The 18,371-nt window shown below is 48.3% G+C and carries 10 protein-coding genes; 5 read left to right on the top strand and 5 right to left on the bottom strand.

Going from position 1 to position 18,371, the window contains the following annotated elements; translation table 11 throughout:
• The 5 genes from GXP69_RS04110 to GXP69_RS04130 all read left to right on the top strand — a co-directional run bounded on the left by GXP69_RS04110 (position 1) and on the right by GXP69_RS04130 (position 5,557).
• Complete coding sequence (locus GXP69_RS04110) at positions 1-840, top strand: CvfB family protein (protein WP_163912642.1); 840 nt, start codon at positions 1-3, stop codon at positions 838-840.
• 81 nt (positions 841-921) lie between these two features.
• Entirely contained in the window at positions 922-3,438 is a 2,517-nt protein-coding gene (locus GXP69_RS04115; RefSeq protein WP_163912643.1) for a DUF5916 domain-containing protein, read from the top strand.
• A gap of 21 nt (positions 3,439-3,459) precedes the next feature.
• Entirely contained in the window at positions 3,460-4,131 is a 672-nt protein-coding gene (locus tag GXP69_RS04120; RefSeq protein ID WP_163912645.1) for an oxidoreductase, read from the top strand.
• 45 nt (positions 4,132-4,176) lie between these two features.
• Positions 4,177-4,962 carry an SAM-dependent methyltransferase gene (locus GXP69_RS04125; RefSeq protein ID WP_163912647.1) on the top strand — a complete coding sequence of 262 codons (786 nt, stop codon included), beginning with the start codon at positions 4,177-4,179 and terminating at the stop codon, positions 4,960-4,962.
• 103 nt (positions 4,963-5,065) lie between these two features.
• Positions 5,066-5,557 carry a hypothetical protein gene (locus GXP69_RS04130; RefSeq protein ID WP_163912649.1) on the top strand — a complete coding sequence of 164 codons (492 nt, stop codon included), beginning with the start codon at positions 5,066-5,068 and terminating at the stop codon, positions 5,555-5,557.
• A 698-nt stretch (positions 5,558-6,255) separates the two neighbouring features.
• On the opposite strand, the gene GXP69_RS04135 is transcribed toward GXP69_RS04130, so the two are convergent.
• The 5 genes from GXP69_RS04135 to sov form a co-directional block, all read right to left on the bottom strand.
• The gene (locus GXP69_RS04135) at positions 6,256-8,832 is read right to left on the bottom strand and encodes a S8 family serine peptidase (RefSeq protein ID WP_163912651.1); all 2,577 of its coding nucleotides are present in this window, start codon (positions 8,830-8,832) and stop codon (positions 6,256-6,258) included.
• A gap of 199 nt (positions 8,833-9,031) precedes the next feature.
• A complete protein-coding gene (locus tag GXP69_RS04140; RefSeq protein ID WP_163912653.1) occupies positions 9,032-10,312 on the bottom strand; it encodes a M28 family metallopeptidase in 1,281 nt (426 codons plus the stop codon).
• 40 nt (positions 10,313-10,352) lie between these two features.
• Positions 10,353-10,727, bottom strand: coding sequence for a VanZ family protein (locus GXP69_RS04145; protein WP_235925546.1), 375 nt, complete (start codon positions 10,725-10,727; stop codon positions 10,353-10,355).
• Positions 10,728-10,751: 24 nt separating this feature from the next.
• Positions 10,752-11,132 carry a glycine cleavage system protein GcvH gene (gcvH, locus tag GXP69_RS04150; protein ID WP_163912654.1) on the bottom strand — a complete coding sequence of 127 codons (381 nt, stop codon included), beginning with the start codon at positions 11,130-11,132 and terminating at the stop codon, positions 10,752-10,754.
• Between the two features lie 62 nt (positions 11,133-11,194).
• Positions 11,195-18,364, bottom strand: a complete 7,170-nt coding sequence (sov, locus tag GXP69_RS04155) for a T9SS outer membrane translocon Sov/SprA (RefSeq protein ID WP_235925547.1) — start codon at positions 18,362-18,364, stop codon at positions 11,195-11,197.
• Between the last annotated feature and the right edge of the window lie 7 nt (positions 18,365-18,371).

An 18,371-nucleotide genomic window follows, 5' to 3' on the forward strand; every position in this document is an offset into this window, starting at 1 on the left:
ATGGTGGATTTAGGCAACTATAACGAGCTGGAGATAGCACGTGAAGTAGACTTCGGAGTATACTTAACCTCAGAAGATGGAGATATTCTACTGCCTGCCAAGTATGTGCCCGAAGGTGCTAAAGTAGGGGATTTTGTGCGCGTGTTTGTTTACCGCGATTCCGAAGACCGTGTTATTGCCACCAACCTGCAGCCTTATGCCACGGTAGGGGAGTTTGCTGGTTTGCTGTGTAAAGATACATCTAGCTTCGGCGCTTTCCTGGACTGGGGGTTGGAAAAAGACCTGCTGGTGCCGCTCAATAACCAGAAGGTGAAAATGGTGCCTGGCCGCAAATACTGTGTGTATATCTATTTAGATGATGCCTCGGACCGGATTGTAGGTTCGGCAAAAATAAATAAGTACCTGAATAGCGATGACATTCAGGTAAAAGAAGGCGAACAGGTAGAGCTCCTGGTTGCCGAGTATACTGATCTGGGGTACAACGTGATCATCAATAACCAATACAAAGGGCTGCTTTACCGAAATGAGGTATTCAAAGAACTGGAAATAGGCGATAAGCTGCCGGGTTATATCAAATCCATCCGCACGGATAACAAAATAGACGTAACGCTACGAAAACCCGATGCTGACACCTTCAGCGAGATGGACGAAACAGCTGCTAAAGTAATGGAATTGCTGGAGCAGCAAAACGGTACCCTAAACCTGTCTGATAAAAGTGACCCGGAAGATATTTACCGTATAGTTGGGATGAGCAAGAAGATGTTCAAGCGCGCGATCGGCAACCTGTATAAAGCAGGTACGATCGAGATTTTTGAAGACTACATCAAGCTCAGGCGCTAGTTAGCTATACTTCCGCAAACTCTTACCTTAACCAGACTAACAACCTTTTACAGCAGCGCTTTCGTCAGGCGCCGTAATACCATGTTTTACAAATATCTCGTCTTTGCCTTAACTTTTACTTTTTTTTCTGTCAACGCCGCAACCGCTCATAACGATAAAAACAAAGGTCCGGAAGCTGCAGAGCTAAAGCGCAAAACCACTGTAGTTACGCGTGCAGCCAAAGCCCCTGTGCTGGACGGATACCTTGAGCCTGAAGTTTGGCAGACAGTTACACCGGCAACCAACTTTGTGCGTTATGACCCGCACAACGGTATGCCATCGTCGCAGAAAACAGAGGTATACTTTTTATATGATAACGATGCTGTTTATGTAGGCGCCATGCTCTACGATACGGCACCGGATTCAATTCTTACGCAATATGGTTCCCGCGACTCAGGCGAGAATAACTCCGATATGTTTGCCGTATACCTGGATACTTATAACGACAAGCAGAATGCCTTTGCCTTTATGGTTTCGGCAGCAGGCGTGCAGACGGATATTAAATTCTCGCAGGGCCGTGAAGACTGGAACTGGGATGCCGTTTGGGCCAGTAACGTGAAAAAAAATGAGCAGGGCTGGGTAGTGGAGATGAAGATACCCTACGGTGCTATCCGTTTCCCGAAAGCTGAGGTGCAGACATGGGGTGTAAACTTTATGCGTGTCATCCGTCGCACCCGTGAAAAGTCGTACTGGAACCACGTGGATAACTCAGTAGAAGGCTTTGTGAACCAGGAAGGCCGTGCCATTGGCATAGAAGGTATACAGTCGCCGGTGCGGTTGCAGGTTACGCCATATGTGTCTGGAGCACTGAACCACTACTCCGGCAATGCCGAAGTTAAAAGCAACTATAGCCATGCCCTGAGTGGTGGTATGGATGTAAAGTATGGTATTAATGATGCCTTTACGTTAGATGTAACCCTGGTACCGGACTTTACCCAGGCACAGTCTGATAACCAGGTGCTGAACCTGAGTCCGTTTGAAGTGAAGTTTGGCGAGAACCGCCAGTTCTTTACTGAAAGCACAGAGCTGTTTAACAAGGCGGGCATCTTTCACTCACGACGCATCGGGGGAACTCCTTTGTTTAGAGGTTTAGTAAGCCGGCAAAAAGAAGAGAATGAAACTATAGTGGAAAACCCAACTATAAGCGGGCTTTTAAATGCGACCAAGTTATCCGGAAGGACGAGAAAAGGGCTAGGTATCGGCATTCTGAATGCTATTACCCGCAACATGTTTGCCACTGTAAAGAACGAAGAGACTGGAGAAGAACGCGAGATACTGACAGACCCTTTTACCAACTATAACGTGTTTGTGCTGGACCAGACCCTGCCACGCAATTCGTTTGTTACGTTTACCAATACCAATGTTTCTCGCACTAAAGGCGTTTACGATGCCAACGTATCGGGGCTGCAACTTCGCTTTGCTGACAGAACAAACAACTTTGCAATAAGAGCAGGAGGTAACCTGAGCCAACTATACGGCAGTAACATTATACTTCGTGGCGATACCTTAGCAGAAAACCTGCACCTGGGGCACCAGTACAATGTAAACTTCAGTAAGATAAGCGGCAATCTGCGTTTCGGCCTGAACCACCACGTAGAGTCAGATACCTATGAGATAAACGACATGGGTTTCCTGAGCAATAACAACGAGATCAGTAACAGTGCCAGCATCAGCTATAACTTCTACCAGCCGGTTTGGAAGTTCTTGAGCTGGAGCAACAGCCTGAGTGTGAACCAGAGTATGCTATATGCGCCGCGCGAGTTTGTGAGCATGAACCTGAACGCAAGCACAAACGTGCGCTTCCGTAATTTCATGAGTGCATACTGGAATGCCAGTTTCAGACCGGGTAATGCCTACGATTATTTTGAGGCAAGAAGTTTTCCGCAGGTTTACATAAAGCCATCTGCCTACGAAACAAATGCCGGTTTCAGCACTGATTACCGCAAACGCCTTGCCCTGGATGCTTCTTCCGGTTTATGGCGCTCTGACCGTTACGATCAGTTCAGCTGGTGGGGTAATTTCAGCCCGCGTTTCAGGGTAAACGATAAGCTGCTGCTTACTAACAGCAACAACTATAGAAAAGAGCTTCGCAACATTGGCTATGCTGGCAGAGACGAGAGCAAGAACACAATTTTTGGCGACAGAACTGTTACGACCTTAACTACCACTTTATCCGGAGCATATATCTTTAACGAGAAAACGGGGCTTACTTTAAACATGCGCCACTACTGGAGCAGGGCAGAGTATCAGAAGTTTTATGAGTTAACCAGGCAGGGCGGCTTATTGCCAGCCACGCCTGAGCGCAATGGTAACCTTGGCTTTAACAACATCAACTATAACACCTTTAACATAGACCTGGTGTATAGCTGGCGTTTTGCCCCGGGCAGTGAGTTAATGGTGGTCTGGAAAAATGCTATAGAGGAAAGACAGCATGAAATACAGAAGCGCTATATCGAGAATATGAACAAAATGCTACAGGCGCCGCAGAACAATAATTTCTCGGTAAAATTATTATACTATATAGACTATGCTAGTATAAAAAACGTAATCTCTGCATAAGCTGAAAACCTACTGCTATTTATGCAAAAAACCCGAAATGCGTTAATTGCCGGTGCCAGTGGGCTGGTGGGTAGCCACTGCCTGCGCCTGCTCCTAAACAACGACAGGTATAGCCAGGTCATATCCATCGGTCGCCGCGAGTTACCGCTCATACATCCCAAGCTCGATCAGAAAATAATCGACTTCGATAACCTGAAAAAGTACAGCACCGAACTGGTTGCTGATGATGTCTTCTGTTGCCTGGGCACAACTATAAAAAAGGCAGGGTCGGAGGCCAACTTTTACAAAGTAGACTACAGTTATGTGGTGGAACTGGCCCGGCTTACAGCAGCTAAAAATGCCGCGCAATTCTTGGTGGTTTCGGCGATGGGCGCTGATGCGGGTTCTATGTTCTTCTACAACAAAGTAAAAGGCGAAATGGAGCGCGATATACAGGACCTGGAGTTCAGGGGAGTACACATCTTCCGGCCATCGTTGTTGCTGGGCGAGCGCGAAGAGCACCGCACCGGCGAAGAATTTGCAGCCAAAGTAATGACACCACTCAGCAAGTTAATGGTTGGGCCGTTACGTAAGTACAAGCCTATTGCCGGTGAAGATGTGGCCAAGGCCATGGTGCATGCTGCTACACACAATACCGGTGGCGTTCATATTTATCCTTCCGATAAAATAGCAGAGATGGCTGCCGAACTATAGCTGTACCCGTTCGTAAAGGCATAGCACCTAATAAAGCTATACCTTATGAAGCAACGCCAGCTCCGGCACGTTTTCCCGAAAGCCTCTCAATACGACCCAGAGTGGGTACGCAAGCACTCTATGGGTGAGAACGTACTTTTTAATCTCGAAAGCCTTACCAAATCACTGCACCTTGAGCCAGGCATGCGCGTGCTCGACCTGGGTTGTGGCAAAGCTATCAGTTCTATTTTCCTGGCAAAAGAATTTGGCGTAACGGTTTGGGCCGTGGACGAAGCCATCTCGGCCAGCGACAACTATGAGCGCATACTGGAGGAAGGATGTGAAGACATGGTAATCCCTATCGAAGCTGATGCCCGCTCGCTGCCTTTTGCCGAAGAGTATTTTGACGCCGTGATTGTAGTAGATTCTTACACCTATTTCGGAACCGACGAGAAGTATCTGCCCTACATTGCCCGCTTTGTGAAGCCTGATGGGTACATTGCTATAGTTGATGTGTGCTTTACCAGAGAGATAGAAAGCCTGAAAGAAGTGCCGAAGTTTTTGCGCCGCGACTATAAGAACTACTGGTACTTTATACATAGTATTGAGTGGTGGCGAAAACTATGGAAAAAAACCGGATTAGTACAAATTGAAGCTGCAGAAGAACTTTCCGAAGCTGACGTGGTGCGCGAGCATTACATTAAAGATTTTGAGCAAGAGAAAAAACCAGATGCTTTTGCAAAAGCGCTAAAGTTTGATGATCAGCGGTTTATATCATTCTTTAAACTCATCGGCCGTCGTACACGCCGGACTGCTTACCTGCAGAGCTACAAAGCAGCGCCTAAAAAGTAACTGTGTAGTGCAATATTTATTTTTTAATGCGTTAGAAGTTTTAATTTTACCGCACCGGCAGTACAATTTTGCCGATCGCACAAATTTCAACTTTTAACCTTTTATGAAGACGTTTTATCGAATTTTCTTTGCACTGGCGCTGGTTCTGTCAGTAGGTTTTAGTGCAAATGCCCAGAGTGGCTACCAGACAGGTATTGGTTTCAGAGGCGGTGTTGCTTCGGGACTTACTGTTAAGCACTTTATCAAAAGTGATGCTGCCATTGAAGGTATTCTGAGCACCAGTTTCAGACACCGCGGTACTGTAATTACAGTTTTGTATGAGAAGCATGCACCTGCCTTTAACGCGCGTGGCCTGCAGTGGTACTATGGTATAGGTGGTCACGTTGGTTTTCACGAAGGCCGTCACTACTATGATCATGGTCACAAACACTACCACGACAATGTAGTAGCCTTAGGTGTAGACGGCGTGCTTGGTCTGGAATATTACATCCGCGACATTCCATTTACCATCGGTGCAGACATCAAGCCTTATATTAACATACCGTCCGGCGGCGGTTTCTGGGATTCTGCCCTGCATGTGCGCTACGTGTTCTAATCTGGCTTAGTACTGAATTTTTGAACAATTGAGTTTTACTATAGAAGGCTCTGTCAGAAATGGCAGAGCCTTTTTTGTTTGAACTAGAGATTGGGGTGATTGGATGGGTTTGGGGATTAAGTCATCACTTATAGTTGGAGCTATAGTTTCATAGTTGGTGTTTGTCCAACCACCCCTACCCCTCCTTATCCAAGGCGGGGAATTTTACCTCACACCAGCACTCTCCTAAAACAGAAGAAAGAGAACTTATGCCATTCTATAGTTTGGAGTATAATTCTATAGTTGGCAATTAACCCACCCCTACCTCTCCCAAGAGGGGAATTCTGCCTTTGCTATAGTTTAGGTTATAGTGCTATAGTTACAGATCACGTGCAGGCAGGCGCAGCCTGCCCCTTGGAACTACTACCACGGAAAGGCTAAGCAACTATAGCTGTTCAACAAACTATAGATTAGCTATCGAATGATCACAGTCTTTGGGTTGAGCGCCTTGTAGATTTCTGGTGGCGCAGCCATTGCGACGCAGGAGCAAAAGAAATGTACACCGCGCGATGCCCGAAGACGGGGCCCCGCGGCCGGGAGCGCACCAAAGCCAAATTGAAACGGTAGGTGAGTAGAGCTCTCAGGATAAATGGTGGCTATAGCACAAACTGCTTGATGGCAATTCAGCAACTATAGTTAGCTATAGAACATATAAGAAGCTACAACACAAGTACTCTACCAGATAACACAGTACCATTCTCTGTCTTTATGCGGATGATGTATAACCCATTTCGCAGTTTGTTGGTAGGAATCTCCTTCACCATTCCAAACTCTTCCGACGCATACACCAGCTTGCCCAGCGCATCGTATAGTTGCACGACGGCAACATCGGCAGCGATGGCAATATAAAAGGGCTGACCTGCTGGTACCGGGTTAGGGTAAATTTGTACGAAACTGTCGTTGGTGAAAAGAATCTCTTCAGTATGGCTATAAAAAGCTTTGCCTTCGGTAGTGGTGATTTTTACGCGATATAGATTTTTACCTAAAGCAGGCGAAGAGTCCAGGAGGCTATAGTTGAGTTGCGTTACAGGAGCTATAGTTTGGATGGCTTCGTAGTTATTGCCAGAAATCCGCTCTAATGTGAGAGATGCTACTTTATATAATGAGCTCAGCTCGAGTTGTAAAGCTGCCTGTTTAGCCACAAACTGCTCTGGCATAAACCTTTTAACATAACAGGCTACCCCCAGCTGGCTAAACGCTATAGCGCCGCTGCTCTGTGCTGCAACGCCGGCTATTACCGGGGCCACACTAACATATTCCGGCAAAGCCTGAGTCTCATTCCTGGAAAGGATGATCAGCGTATCTGCGGTAGTAGTTAATAGCTCGGGGTGGGTACTGCCTACCTGCCATAGTTGGTATTCCTTAACATTAAGTAGCTCAGGCCAGTGCAGCATTATCTGGTCATCGCAGTTATAGCCTACGTTCAGTTTTAATTGCTTGCTAAGAATAAATGGACCTGAAGTAGCAGTATTGCTGTTGCTGGTAAGGCGAAGTTCTGCTTGGGTAATTATATCAGGTGTCTTCCAGTCGTAGTGTTGCGCATCAACAGGCAGGTTATCAGCAAGAAGTTGCCACTCGTTGCTGCCGGAAAGTTTGTATTCCAGCCTGGCCGGTTCTGTACCAGCGCCCTGCCAGCGGATCCGGTTATTTGCGCCAGCCTGCAAGCTAAGCCCCTTTACCGGATACACCCACGCTATACCCGACGAAAATTCAAATGCTAAACTATAGGACTGTCGGCCCGCTGGCAAATTATACCCGCGTACTTTTAGCTGGTAACTTCCGGCAGCAGGTAGCTCAAGCGTGATCTGCTCTACATTGTTCAGTCGGTCTGTGCGGCGTTTTGCGGGTAGGGCAAGTGAATCAGGATGCGGATAACTGCTGAGTACCCAGGGTTTCCAGGTCTGGCCGGTTGCAACATTAATCAGTTCCAGGTCCAGGTCGTTAATGAGCGCGCTGGCTGCTTCCGGGTTACCTTCGGTGTCGTGCCAGACCAATGTTGCTTTCAGTAGCTGGGTACCGGCGGGTACTGTAATCAGGTGCAGGTTCTCAGCAGCGTGAGCCACTTCAGCCTGAAAAAATCTTGCCTGCTCTATCGTTTGTATTGCTCCCAGGGCATCCGTATTTCCGAACCCGGTCTCGAAGTCTACCTGGGGCTTTCCGGCATCATCGGCGCTGTTTATGAGCACAGCTTTTATGAGTGCTGCAGGCGGCAGGGCGTTATACTTTTCCTTGTACGCCTGCTGCGCCAGCAATGCCACCCCCGACACCACTGCTGCGGCCTCTGAGGTGCCGCCTTTACCATGCGCTACCAACTCCGGTTTTACACGTCCGTCGTAGGCAGGACCTCTGGAGCTGAGCACGCCCACTTGCCCATCGGCTTCTACAGCACCTACGCTCAACGTATTTTTCGAATTCTTGAACTGGCCCGTCAGGTTGGCAAATCCGGTTATATGGGCGTAGTTACCTGTTTCGTCTGCTTTATCGCCACTGTTACCCGAAGAAAAAACATGCAGCAGGGTAGGGTTGTGATAGGTTTCCCGGTCGTATGCTGCTGATTCCAGGCCATAGTAGTTCTCCACGCCTACACCATAAGAATGGTTCTGCAGGTGGATGTTTTTACTGAGTAAATCCTGACTCTGATCCGGGAAAAGTTCTGCAAAATCAGAAAAGCCAAGCCTAGCATAGGGTGCAATTCCTTTTCCTTTGGGACCTGTGTTGCCGGCTCCTGCTATTATAGTTGCCATCGTAGTGGCATGTATAGAAAATTCATCTCCAAAAATTTCCGGAGAAATGGCACGGCCTTTCAGGTCTAAGTCATTCGGGTCGAAAGCGCCTTCTTTTATTGACACCGCCATTTGCTGGCCATTTAACTGCGGGAATGCGCCCAGCGAGGCATAAATAGTATTGATGGAGAAATCGGCATCCCGGAGTTCTATTTCTTCGCGGGCCTGGCGGTTAGGTTTATCGATGTAAGTTACATGAGGCGAATTGGCCAATTGCTGCAGCGTTTTCTCAGAAACATTGCTCAGCGTAACAATACGGTCTGATTTTGTGTGCTGCACATTGCTCTGAATGTTATTTTCTGAAAGCCAGAGCAGGAACTGCGCTTTATCTTTGACCTGCACCCGAACCGCATTGTGGCTGCGTATGCTTTGCTGCAGGCCAGGAGCAAGGCGGTTATGAAAAGGCTTTGCTGAAGGCTGTTGCTGAGCAAAGGTATCCAGAATGCTCAGCAAAACTATACTTATACAAAGTGCCCATCGCGTTAGCTTTACAAGGCTATTCCATCGTTCTCCCACAGCAGTCTGTAAAAAGTGTTGCAAACAGTATTCCTTTAAAATTAAGAAGTACAATGTACTTATTGTCAGTTAATTTCACAATTCGGGGAGCATTGAATTGCGTAAAAACTCAGCGTTGCAACAGCGAATTAAGACCCTAACGTTGCCCTTGCAGCGCAGCGGCAAAATCAGTGATCAGCCGGAATACTTCGCTGAATTTGGTAAGTGGCAGCTGCCGGGCCTGGTCATTGGTGTTATGGTAAGCTGTTGTGCCGCCCAGTGTATAGAAAAAGAAAGCTGGAACGCCACGCTCAGAAAACGGATAATGATCGGAGTTGGCTGCTTTGCCCCGCATTTTTATCTGTGGCAGGTAGTTGTGCTTCTTGTTTATAGTTTGTAGTTGCGCAAATTCTGCCGGGTGGATACTGCCATTCACGACCATCATACCATCGTCGCCGGTGCCCAGCAGGTCCAGGTTTACCAGAAAGCGGATGTTGGAGAGCGGAAACAACGGGTTGTTTACATAATGGAAGGAGCCCAGCAGACCTGCTTCTTCGGCAGCAAAAGCTATAAATGCAATGCTATAGTTTGACCTGTTTTCAGGCTTGCTATAGTATTCTGCCAGCTCCAGCAGCATGGTAGTACCACTCGCATTGTCGTTTGCGCCCGGAAAATATACACCCTTGCCCTGGCCTCCCAGGTGGTCGTAATGGGCAGTATAAACTATAAACGAGTCGGGTTGCACAGCGCCAGGTATCACACCAATTACATTCTGGGTTCTATAGTTTGGAGTATGGTCTGAAACAACCTTGTACTTTAGCTTACGGGCACCAGCCGGCCAGGCACTCTGTTTTACTTCCAGGATAGGCAACGGCGCGGCCTGTGCGGCTACAGTGGTGAGCAGGCCGTTTGGTTGCAGCACAATGTGCAGAGCGGCGCTGCTTAATTTCTGCAAATAGGGAAGGGGCAGTTCCCATAGTTGCTTCTGAAATTTCTGAGGATAAACCAGCGCTTTTTTCCGGAAGTTATGCGCGAAGAATTTCTGTAAAGCAGCCTCGTTTGAGAACACCAAAGTATCCAGGTAAAGAACATCGGCTTTTCCCTTACCACTGCTACTGCGGGCGCTGGCTACAAAATCTGTTCCGGCGGTGAGTTTATAGTTGCCAACCTGTAGCTCCGGTGTTTCGGTAATGCGGTTTACGGGCAAGGTAAATTCCTGCATGTACGAACTGCCAACCGGCTGCAAGCCTGCTGCTTTATACCTGTCGCGGATGTAGTTTGCGGCCCGAGTGTCGCCTTCAAAAATATACCCGCGCCCATGAAAGTAAGAGCTGGTTAGGGTATCTATAGTTTGGCGCACACGTAGCATATCTTGTGCATACAGGTGCAAGGAGCCTAAGCAGAAGAAAAGTATAAGGATGTATCGGAATAGCTTCATGCCTTAAATATAGGAAGGCAAGGCCATAGTTTTGCTTTGGTTACCAGATGTAAACCCACTTAAAAATGATAATCCCGATGATGCAGCCAATTGTATTGCTCACAATATCCATGATCTCAGCAGTACGGCCTGGTACCAGCGTAAACTGCAGGATCTCGATCAGGATGCCAAATAGGGTGGAAATGAGCAGCGATGCCCGGACAGCGAAGTGCTGCAGCTTAGGGTAAGTAAATTGTTTGGTAAACCCCACGATCATCAGGAAACACAGCACGGCAAACATGCAGGCGTGGGCAAAGGAATCGAACGAAAAGAGGTCGGAGAGTGAGACCGATGGCATGGAAGCTGAGGGCAGCAGCGTGGTAAGTAAGATTGCTGCTGCCCACAGTATGGTAAAAAAATTGTATCGTAAAATCAAACCTGTACAGGTATCAGATTACAACTAGCGGCCAATCAGTTCGCGGTAAGCATCTGCTGTTAGCAAACCATCAACTTCCGAAGTATTGTCGATAGACATTTTAATGATCCAGCCATCGCCATACGGATCTGAGTTTACAAGCTCTGGGTTGCCTTCCAGCTTGTCGTTAAACTCCTGAACTGTACCGCTCAGTGGGCTGAACAGATCAGATACTGTTTTAACAGCTTCAACTGTACCAAACACGTCGTTCTGGTTGATCTGCTTGTCAACAGTGTCAATATCAACATAAACGATATCGCCAAGTTCGCTCTGTGCAAAATCAGTGATGCCGATTACTGCTACGTCTCCTTCAATGCGTACCCACTCGTGGTCTTTCGTATACTTCAGGTTTTCTGGTAGATTCATTTTTATATCTGTTTAATTGATGACTGACTCAAAAATACGTTGTTTTTTGCAATGCAAAAACTTTATTGCAAACTAACTCTCAGCTGTATGCCGCCCTCCGTTACACTGTTGCGGAACGATGTCGATATTTTAGGATCGGACACCGTGCGAAGCACATAGAACTGAATGTTTACACGCTCGCTCAGCAGGTAATCTATAGTTGGGCGAAGCTGCAGCTGGCGCGTACCGTTCGTGATCTGGTTCTGGCTGGTTTCGTTGCCTTGCGCATCGCGGGCTATGGCGCGCTGCACTGTCTGATTATCTCTAACAGAGAAGTCCAGTCGCATGTTTAGCTCATTCTCCAAAACTTTACGCTCGCCGCCAATCCGGATCGGAATTCTGAACCTGTTAGCTACATAACCCAACCCTATCACATAATCCTTCACGTTCGTTTCTGTTATCTGGGCGTTGGTCAGGTTCAGCGACAGGTTGCGCTCTACTTTGTATTCCAGGCGGCCCGTCATGTTTGTTTTGGTACGGAAGTTTACACCCAGCAGCGGCGCCAGCCTCTCCGATACGGTAAGCTGTGTAACAATGTAATAAGGAATGATCTGACCGAACTCGTTTATCTGCGTTGGGAAACCATTTGGCCTGCTGGTGTAGGCTAGCGACGTAGTAAAGTTCGTAATGTTGAACGTTGAACTATAGCCGTGCGTCAGGTTTACCTGGCTGAACCATTGCTGGAAGAATGGAAGTGTGGATAGCCCGTTATAGTCCAGTCGCCAGTTTGGTATAGGCAGCCTGCTGAAAGGGCTCTTCGATTCAGCTTTGTACCCATTTATGTCGCGGCCCTGGTAAGCGTACAGGAAGGCATTCAGCAACACATCCTGCGAGTTCAGAGTGTAGCCTGCATCACCGGCAATTGGGTTGGCACTTACAAGTTTCTCACGTATTTCGTAACGGTACCGGATATAGTTCTCAAAAGCTCCGGATACGCCTGCATCGCCTGCCTCAAACAAGGTACCCAATGCCAGGAACGAAGTACTGAAAGCTCCGGTCGTGATTGGGTTCTGGCGCTGGGCTTCGTTACTCAGGTTACCAAAATCATCAAACTCGCGGCGGTAAAATACTTCGTCTATTTCTGATTTGTTACGCATTACATCCAGCTGAATGTTGAAGGCCTTAAACGGCTCCAGGTTAGCCCTCGCTGTAAACGATTCGGTAAGTATGGCGCTTAACGGAGTATTCAGATACTGGCTGCTGTCTGTGTACCATCCGTTTCGATCTGCACGGTTGTACAAGTCGTCCAGGTTATACTGGCGGCCCAGAATAAACGGCAGGCCGGGTGCATCAAAGCCATCATCAAAACCCAGCAACTTGGTGCTCGGCAAATAGCCCGGCAACATGGTTCCCTGGTTCTGCAGGTAGGTAAAGTTAACAGAACGGGTCATCATCAGGAACCTGGCAACTGAGTTAAATATCTTGCTATCAGAACCTGATTTGGCTGTCGTATCATTAGCAGGCCGTGCCGGTACCGGGCCAGGCGGCGTGTTCGCGTTCTTCAGGAATTTTACCTTATTGTATAGTTTAACCAGGTCCAGGCGACCGTTAACGGTAAACTCTTTGTTGTTCTCCACGGTGTTTCCTAACCTGAACTGATCGTCGCTGTTCAGTGCTGTTGAGCCTGCTGTCCAGATATAAGTGGCAGCATAGCGTGTCTCAGCACCAATCCAGTCTACCAGCGGAAACTTATCTAGCGGCAGTTTATAGTTCAGGGCAATCAGCTGGTTAAAGTTGGTGGTACGGCCACCACGTCGCAGGTTCTCCCAGATGATCTTGTTCTTATACCTGAGCGAGTCGATTTCATTGTTAATGCGGTTGTCCGGCTCATCAACTACAGCGCGGTTGGTAGCTGTATAGTCTAGCGACAGGTTTTTACTGATGTCCCACTTCATATCGTAGATACGGTTGAAGTAGAAGAACTTCTGGAACGTAGGCTGTATGCCACGGGTAGTGGTAAGGCCAGTAACCGGATCGCGGCGCTGCAGGAAAGTCTCGTTATACCGACGGTCCAGGTCGGCTCGGAAAGCAAAACTGCTTGGCAGCGGTGTAAAGTTCAGGTCTTTTATCAGGCGCAGGTACGGCGATTTAAAAGAGTTTGAGTTGGCGAAAGGCGCATAGTTCTTCGCTGTTGGGTTGTTATAGTTGTAGGCAATGCCACCAGTATAGCTTTTCGTAAAATCACGATCCGTTTCGATATCAGTGAACAGGCGCTCGGCATAAGCATAGTTCAGCGATATGTTTTCGATATCGTAAGGGCGTACTTTGTCGTTGGGGTCGGTGCGCTCTTTGCGTACGTTCAGTAAACTAAAGCTCTTACGGGTTTCGCGGGTAGTTACTTCTTTCTTATAGGCATCACGCGCTTCCTTGGAGTCGAACTTAGAAAGTGATTGCTCCAGCGGTACGTCCTTGTCCAGCGGGTCGAACTGTGGCTCACTGTTCAGGGTACCATACTGCACCGACAATGGAATTCTGATACCTGCTTTTTCTGGCAGAAACTTGTCTGCTACAATGTTGGCGCTCACATCGAACATAGCCGTGTTCTCGCGGGAGCGCTGAGCTATCTTCTGCTGTAATCCGCCAAAACCAACTGTAGTATAGGCACCCGTAGCTGTTACATTGGCAAAGTCGGCAAGTTTGGTGTTCAGACGCGCATTGGCAGCCCAGCCCGAGCTGTTTTTAAAGTCTGTCACGCGTAGCTCATCTACCCACATACACAGCGAGTGCGGACGGGCATCGGAGCCGGCTATAGTTGGGTTACGCAAGCCAATCATCACACCCTGTACTTCGCTGAAATCAGGGTTACCGACTACACGTATTATCTTGCCATTACCCAGCTGTACCTCATAAGGTATTGTTTTGTCAAATCCGGCAATTCTGTTTCGGGCTACTTTGGCGTTTACCAGTTCTTCGAGAGCAATATCCACCATATTTTCCTGCGGCCAGATATCGTTAGGCGATGTGCTGCCCTGTGGTGTTATAGTTAGCGGCACTACATACTCATAATAGTTCTGAGTGTAATCGGTACCAATACGGATAAAAGCCTGCACGTCGCCACTGCGGGTGTTCGGGTCCTGGGTCTGGGCGTGTACATACATCTTCAGGCGCTTATAAATCAGCATGTCTAACGAGATGTTTTTGTACACGGCTTTCGAGAATGAGTCGCGCAGGTCTTCCACGCACAACTGCAACGATTGTTCGTTCTGGCGGCGGTTATTGGTAGAAGCATAGTCTCGCAGACGTTCAATACCTGGCGGTACTACATATGGAATGTTGCCTTCAGTTACCTGGCCATTTTCCTCGATGTTTACAGTAGAGATGGTAAAGTTACGGGCGTCGTCGGTACAGGTGAGACATGGGCGGCCTTCGGTAATTGGCTGCAGGAATTCGCGCCACTGGTTAGCTACAAACTGGAATTGCACAAGGCGCAGCACCACCGGGTCCTGGAACTGGGTCATGTACATACGCATAAACCGGATAGACTTAAAGCCGCTGATATTGCCCACATTGCCTGTTGGCTGGCGCACCGGAATACGGAACTGGTACCAGGTTACATTATCACCGTTCACATTTTGTGATACCTGGTCTACGATATAGTTCTGTCCTACATTCAGCTGTCCTGGCTGCAGGTTTATCTTATACTCATAGTACTGTTCTACGTCGTTAATTACGTTGTCGCGGTTCAGGTCTTCTTTGTCCGGGAAAGCGTAGTTAGCAAAGCGGCTGTTCTCAGGAGAGTTGCCTTCCATGCCGTTGAAGTTCTTGTAACGTGCCAGTACACCGGCGTTCTGCTGGTCGTAAATCGGATCCAGGTGATGCAGAAAGTTGTCAGCCGATGGGTCGTCCACTACAATCTGCGGTGGTGTTCCCGGTATCTGGTTCAGGAAAGAGTTGCGGAAAAAATCAGCCTCTGCAGCATCGTTCAAACCATCCAGACCAACATCCTGGAACTGGCGTGCACCTGCTACTCCTGTAAAGGCGTCGGTCAGGAATTGTTGCGTGGTTACACGGCCCCAGATCGTTTCCTGCACATTTTGTAAAGCGTTTTCAGGCGACGTAGGCAATCCGTTCTCAAAAGAATAAACATTGTCACGCAGAATGTCTTCTGAAACGCTACCCAGGTTAAATACCAGTTCGCCACCAGTATTGTTAGGGATAGGGTTGCCCTGCGCATCTTTTCGGCCATTCTGTCCCGAAATGAAAGGGTCCATCATCCAGAACTCGATGTACTCTACGTTCGCATTATCAAAGTCGGTATCGAAGGTAATTTCGCGGCTGACACCGCCCCAATTATTACGAGGGTCACCAGAGAGCAAACCCTGAGGGGTAAGGTTCGGGTTATAGTTATACTGGCCACGTTCGCGCGGGTAATAAGCCAGGTCAAAAGTATACTCAAAGGTGTTAGATACTTCCGGGTCACGACCTGGAAAAACCTCGTTTCGACGTACCCCACGCACATAATGGTTCTTCAGCTCTTCATCAGTAATGTTGTTAGGTTTCAGACCATCCGAATTTCGGTAAAAGATCTGATCGATGGTGTACCAGGCTAGCTTGGCGCGGTTGTAACTATAGGCAAGGCCTTCGCCGGGAACCAGCGGGGCAGGAGTAGCCGCCAGGCGCCAACCGTTGTTGCTGAATCCTCCTAAACTATAGGGTGTTTCAGAACCTTCAAAATCATCTATGTAAGAAGTGCCATCCTCGTTAGCTGGCGATTTGGTTTTGGCTGGTACGAGTTGCGCAAATTCGCCGCTAAAAGTAATGCTTGAAGGCGCTTTGGTTTGAATCAGTGGCAAAGCATCGGTCATTCGGGTCAGTAACCTGGATTCTTTCTGTAGGTTAATGTCGAAGCCGTAAATGGTGTTGTTGGTTGGCTCATCGCCTATGCTTACGCGGTTAATGTAAGGTTGCTCGCTCATGTGCAGCACCGTAGCCCCTACATTCACATCGTTGTTCAGGCGGTAATCAAAGCGGGCACCCACCAGCGCGCGCGGCTGTATGTTCAGCAGTTCGGCTTTCTCATAGGTTACCCGCAGGTCGCTGGCCGAGCTGATATAGCTTGGGTTCAGGATTTTGATCCGGCCCATGTCATAAAACACCTGGTAATCTGTGCCCTCAGTCAGGCGTGTACCGCCGGAGTATACTGCCACCGAGCCTTCTGCAATCCGGAAACCCGGAAGCACAATTTCATCGGCAGAGGTAGCCTGTACTCTACCTGTCAGGAAGAACTTGGCTTTTACATTGTTCTGCTGGGCATCCGTCTGGGTCTGGTTGTATAGTTCTTCAAATACATAGCGTTCGGCCAGCTCCGGGTTGTTCCGGAACTGCTGGCGCAGGTAATCTCCAAAGGGCTCTACCTGCGGAAAATAGATTCGCCCTGTTTCAGGGTCTATCGTTATGCCCGGCAAAAAGTCGAAGTTACCGTCGCTCGGCCGGTCGTTATTGGAGTTTACATTATCCAGGTTAAATACTTCTACCAGCGGTATGCCTTGTATCGGGCTTTGCTCGGTCAGGGCTGTGATGTCTACACCTGTTTCGTCGTCTTTGTAAACAATGCGCAGCTGAAAGTTCTCGCGGTTCACCTGTGTTGCATCTAGGCTATACACGTTTTTCATCATCAGGTCCCAGGTTGGGTATTCTAATGATGGGTTTGTGGCTTTCAGCAACTTCATGTGGATGATCTGGTCGTCCTGCAGGTTCTGGTAATCTTCCATCAACTCACCTACTTTATAGGTTTTGCCATTGAAAGTATACTCAAAAGCCACACCCAGCACCTGATCTGGCAACAGTGCTGTATTTAGTGAAATGTAACCAAGCTGCGGATTGAATTTATACTCTCTTGGGTCCAGCTTACGGGCCCGTACGTGTTCGAAATCAATGCCCTTTTGTAATCCCTGGCTACGCAGGTATTCATCTACCTGGGCATTGTTACGGGCAGTAGCGTTATTGGCTATTAAACTATAGAGTGTGTTTACGGCGTTGCTGGCCGGGGCTGTAGTTATCCGTTCAAACTGGTTACGGTAAGGGTCCGGCTCGCCTAAGTCCATGTAGGCAACCATGTTACGCAGGTTCTCTGTAGCCCGGTTGTTGTTGGTTACATACAGTTCCAGCCTGCGGATAACAATACCAGAATTTACCAGCGGAAGTGTAGCCAGTGACCTGTCGTAACGGTTGCGGAAAAACTGCGACAGAAAGAAATGGCGGTCTTTATCGTATTGGTCTATACGGATTTCGAAAGGTTGATTCTGAGCGCCATTCTGGATGATCACTTCATCGTTGCGGCCGCGCACGTTCGATGCGATGGCTGTAACTCCTAAGCGGCCAAACTGCAGTTGTGTTTTTACACCAAACAGGTTTTGCGCGCCGGTTATCAGCGAGTTGTTCAGGGGCAGACTCACGTTACCCGCTTCTACTTTCCGGATTATTTCTTCTTCGTAGCCAGTGTAATCCAGCTTCATGTTGTTTTCGAAGTCGAAGTTGGCGTTGTTGTCCCAGTTAAAATTGATCGCTAATTTCTCACCAACCTTACCAACCAGGTTAAGCGAGATGTTTTGGTCAAATTCGAAGTCGCCGGTACGCTGCTGACGCAGTGGTATAGTTGGGTTCTGGTTGCGGTTAAAGCGGGCCCCAAATTTCAGCGAGATATTACCATTTGGCTGGATATCGACATAGTTACCACCAAAAATACGGTCAAACACCGGGCTGATGTAGATCTTGGGTACCAATCTGCGGCTGCTGGTCAGGTCTTCGCCATCCAAACCACCCGACTTGGTACGCCAGTAATCGCGGATCGCCTGGCGCTGCTGCAATTCCGAGAACTGCTTTAAGGTCATCGACGATGGCGTGCGGTAAGGTATGCTGTCGCCTATTGTTTCGTTTATATTGTATAGTTGCAGGCTATCATCGTACTCCACATTTAGCTGGATGTTGCCTGGCTGCCCCAAGAGCAGGGGCGAACTATATTTCCGGTCGCTGAACGGGTTGCCGCGCCTGTCTGATGGTACAAAGGTTGGTCTACGGCTTGGTAGGTAAGCTGTATCCTTTCGAATGGTATCCTGAGAAATAAGAGAAGCCAGGTTACTATACCGGTACATACCCGGCAGGCGCAAGGCTTCCGCCTGCGACCACCAGGCCAGCAAAGCTATAGTAACAACCGAAGCAAATACAAGGCTGCTCTTTTCTTTCTTCCAGATCAAACGGGTA

This window comes from Pontibacter burrus (assembly GCF_010686685.1).
GTDB classification, from domain to species: Bacteria; Bacteroidota; Bacteroidia; order Cytophagales; family Hymenobacteraceae; genus Pontibacter; species Pontibacter burrus.

Coding starts and splice junctions, on each gene's coding strand:
- GXP69_RS04110 (WP_163912642.1), top strand. CDS start 1: ATGGTGGATTTAGGCAACTATAACGAGCTGGAGATAGCACGTGAAGTA.
- GXP69_RS04115 (WP_163912643.1), top strand. CDS start 922: ATGTTTTACAAATATCTCGTCTTTGCCTTAACTTTTACTTTTTTTTCT.
- GXP69_RS04120 (WP_163912645.1), top strand. CDS start 3,460: ATGCAAAAAACCCGAAATGCGTTAATTGCCGGTGCCAGTGGGCTGGTG.
- GXP69_RS04125 (WP_163912647.1), top strand. CDS start 4,177: ATGAAGCAACGCCAGCTCCGGCACGTTTTCCCGAAAGCCTCTCAATAC.
- GXP69_RS04130 (WP_163912649.1), top strand. CDS start 5,066: ATGAAGACGTTTTATCGAATTTTCTTTGCACTGGCGCTGGTTCTGTCA.
- GXP69_RS04140 (WP_163912653.1), bottom strand. CDS start 10,312: ATGAAGCTATTCCGATACATCCTTATACTTTTCTTCTGCTTAGGCTCC.
- gcvH (WP_163912654.1), bottom strand. CDS start 11,132: ATGAATCTACCAGAAAACCTGAAGTATACGAAAGACCACGAGTGGGTA.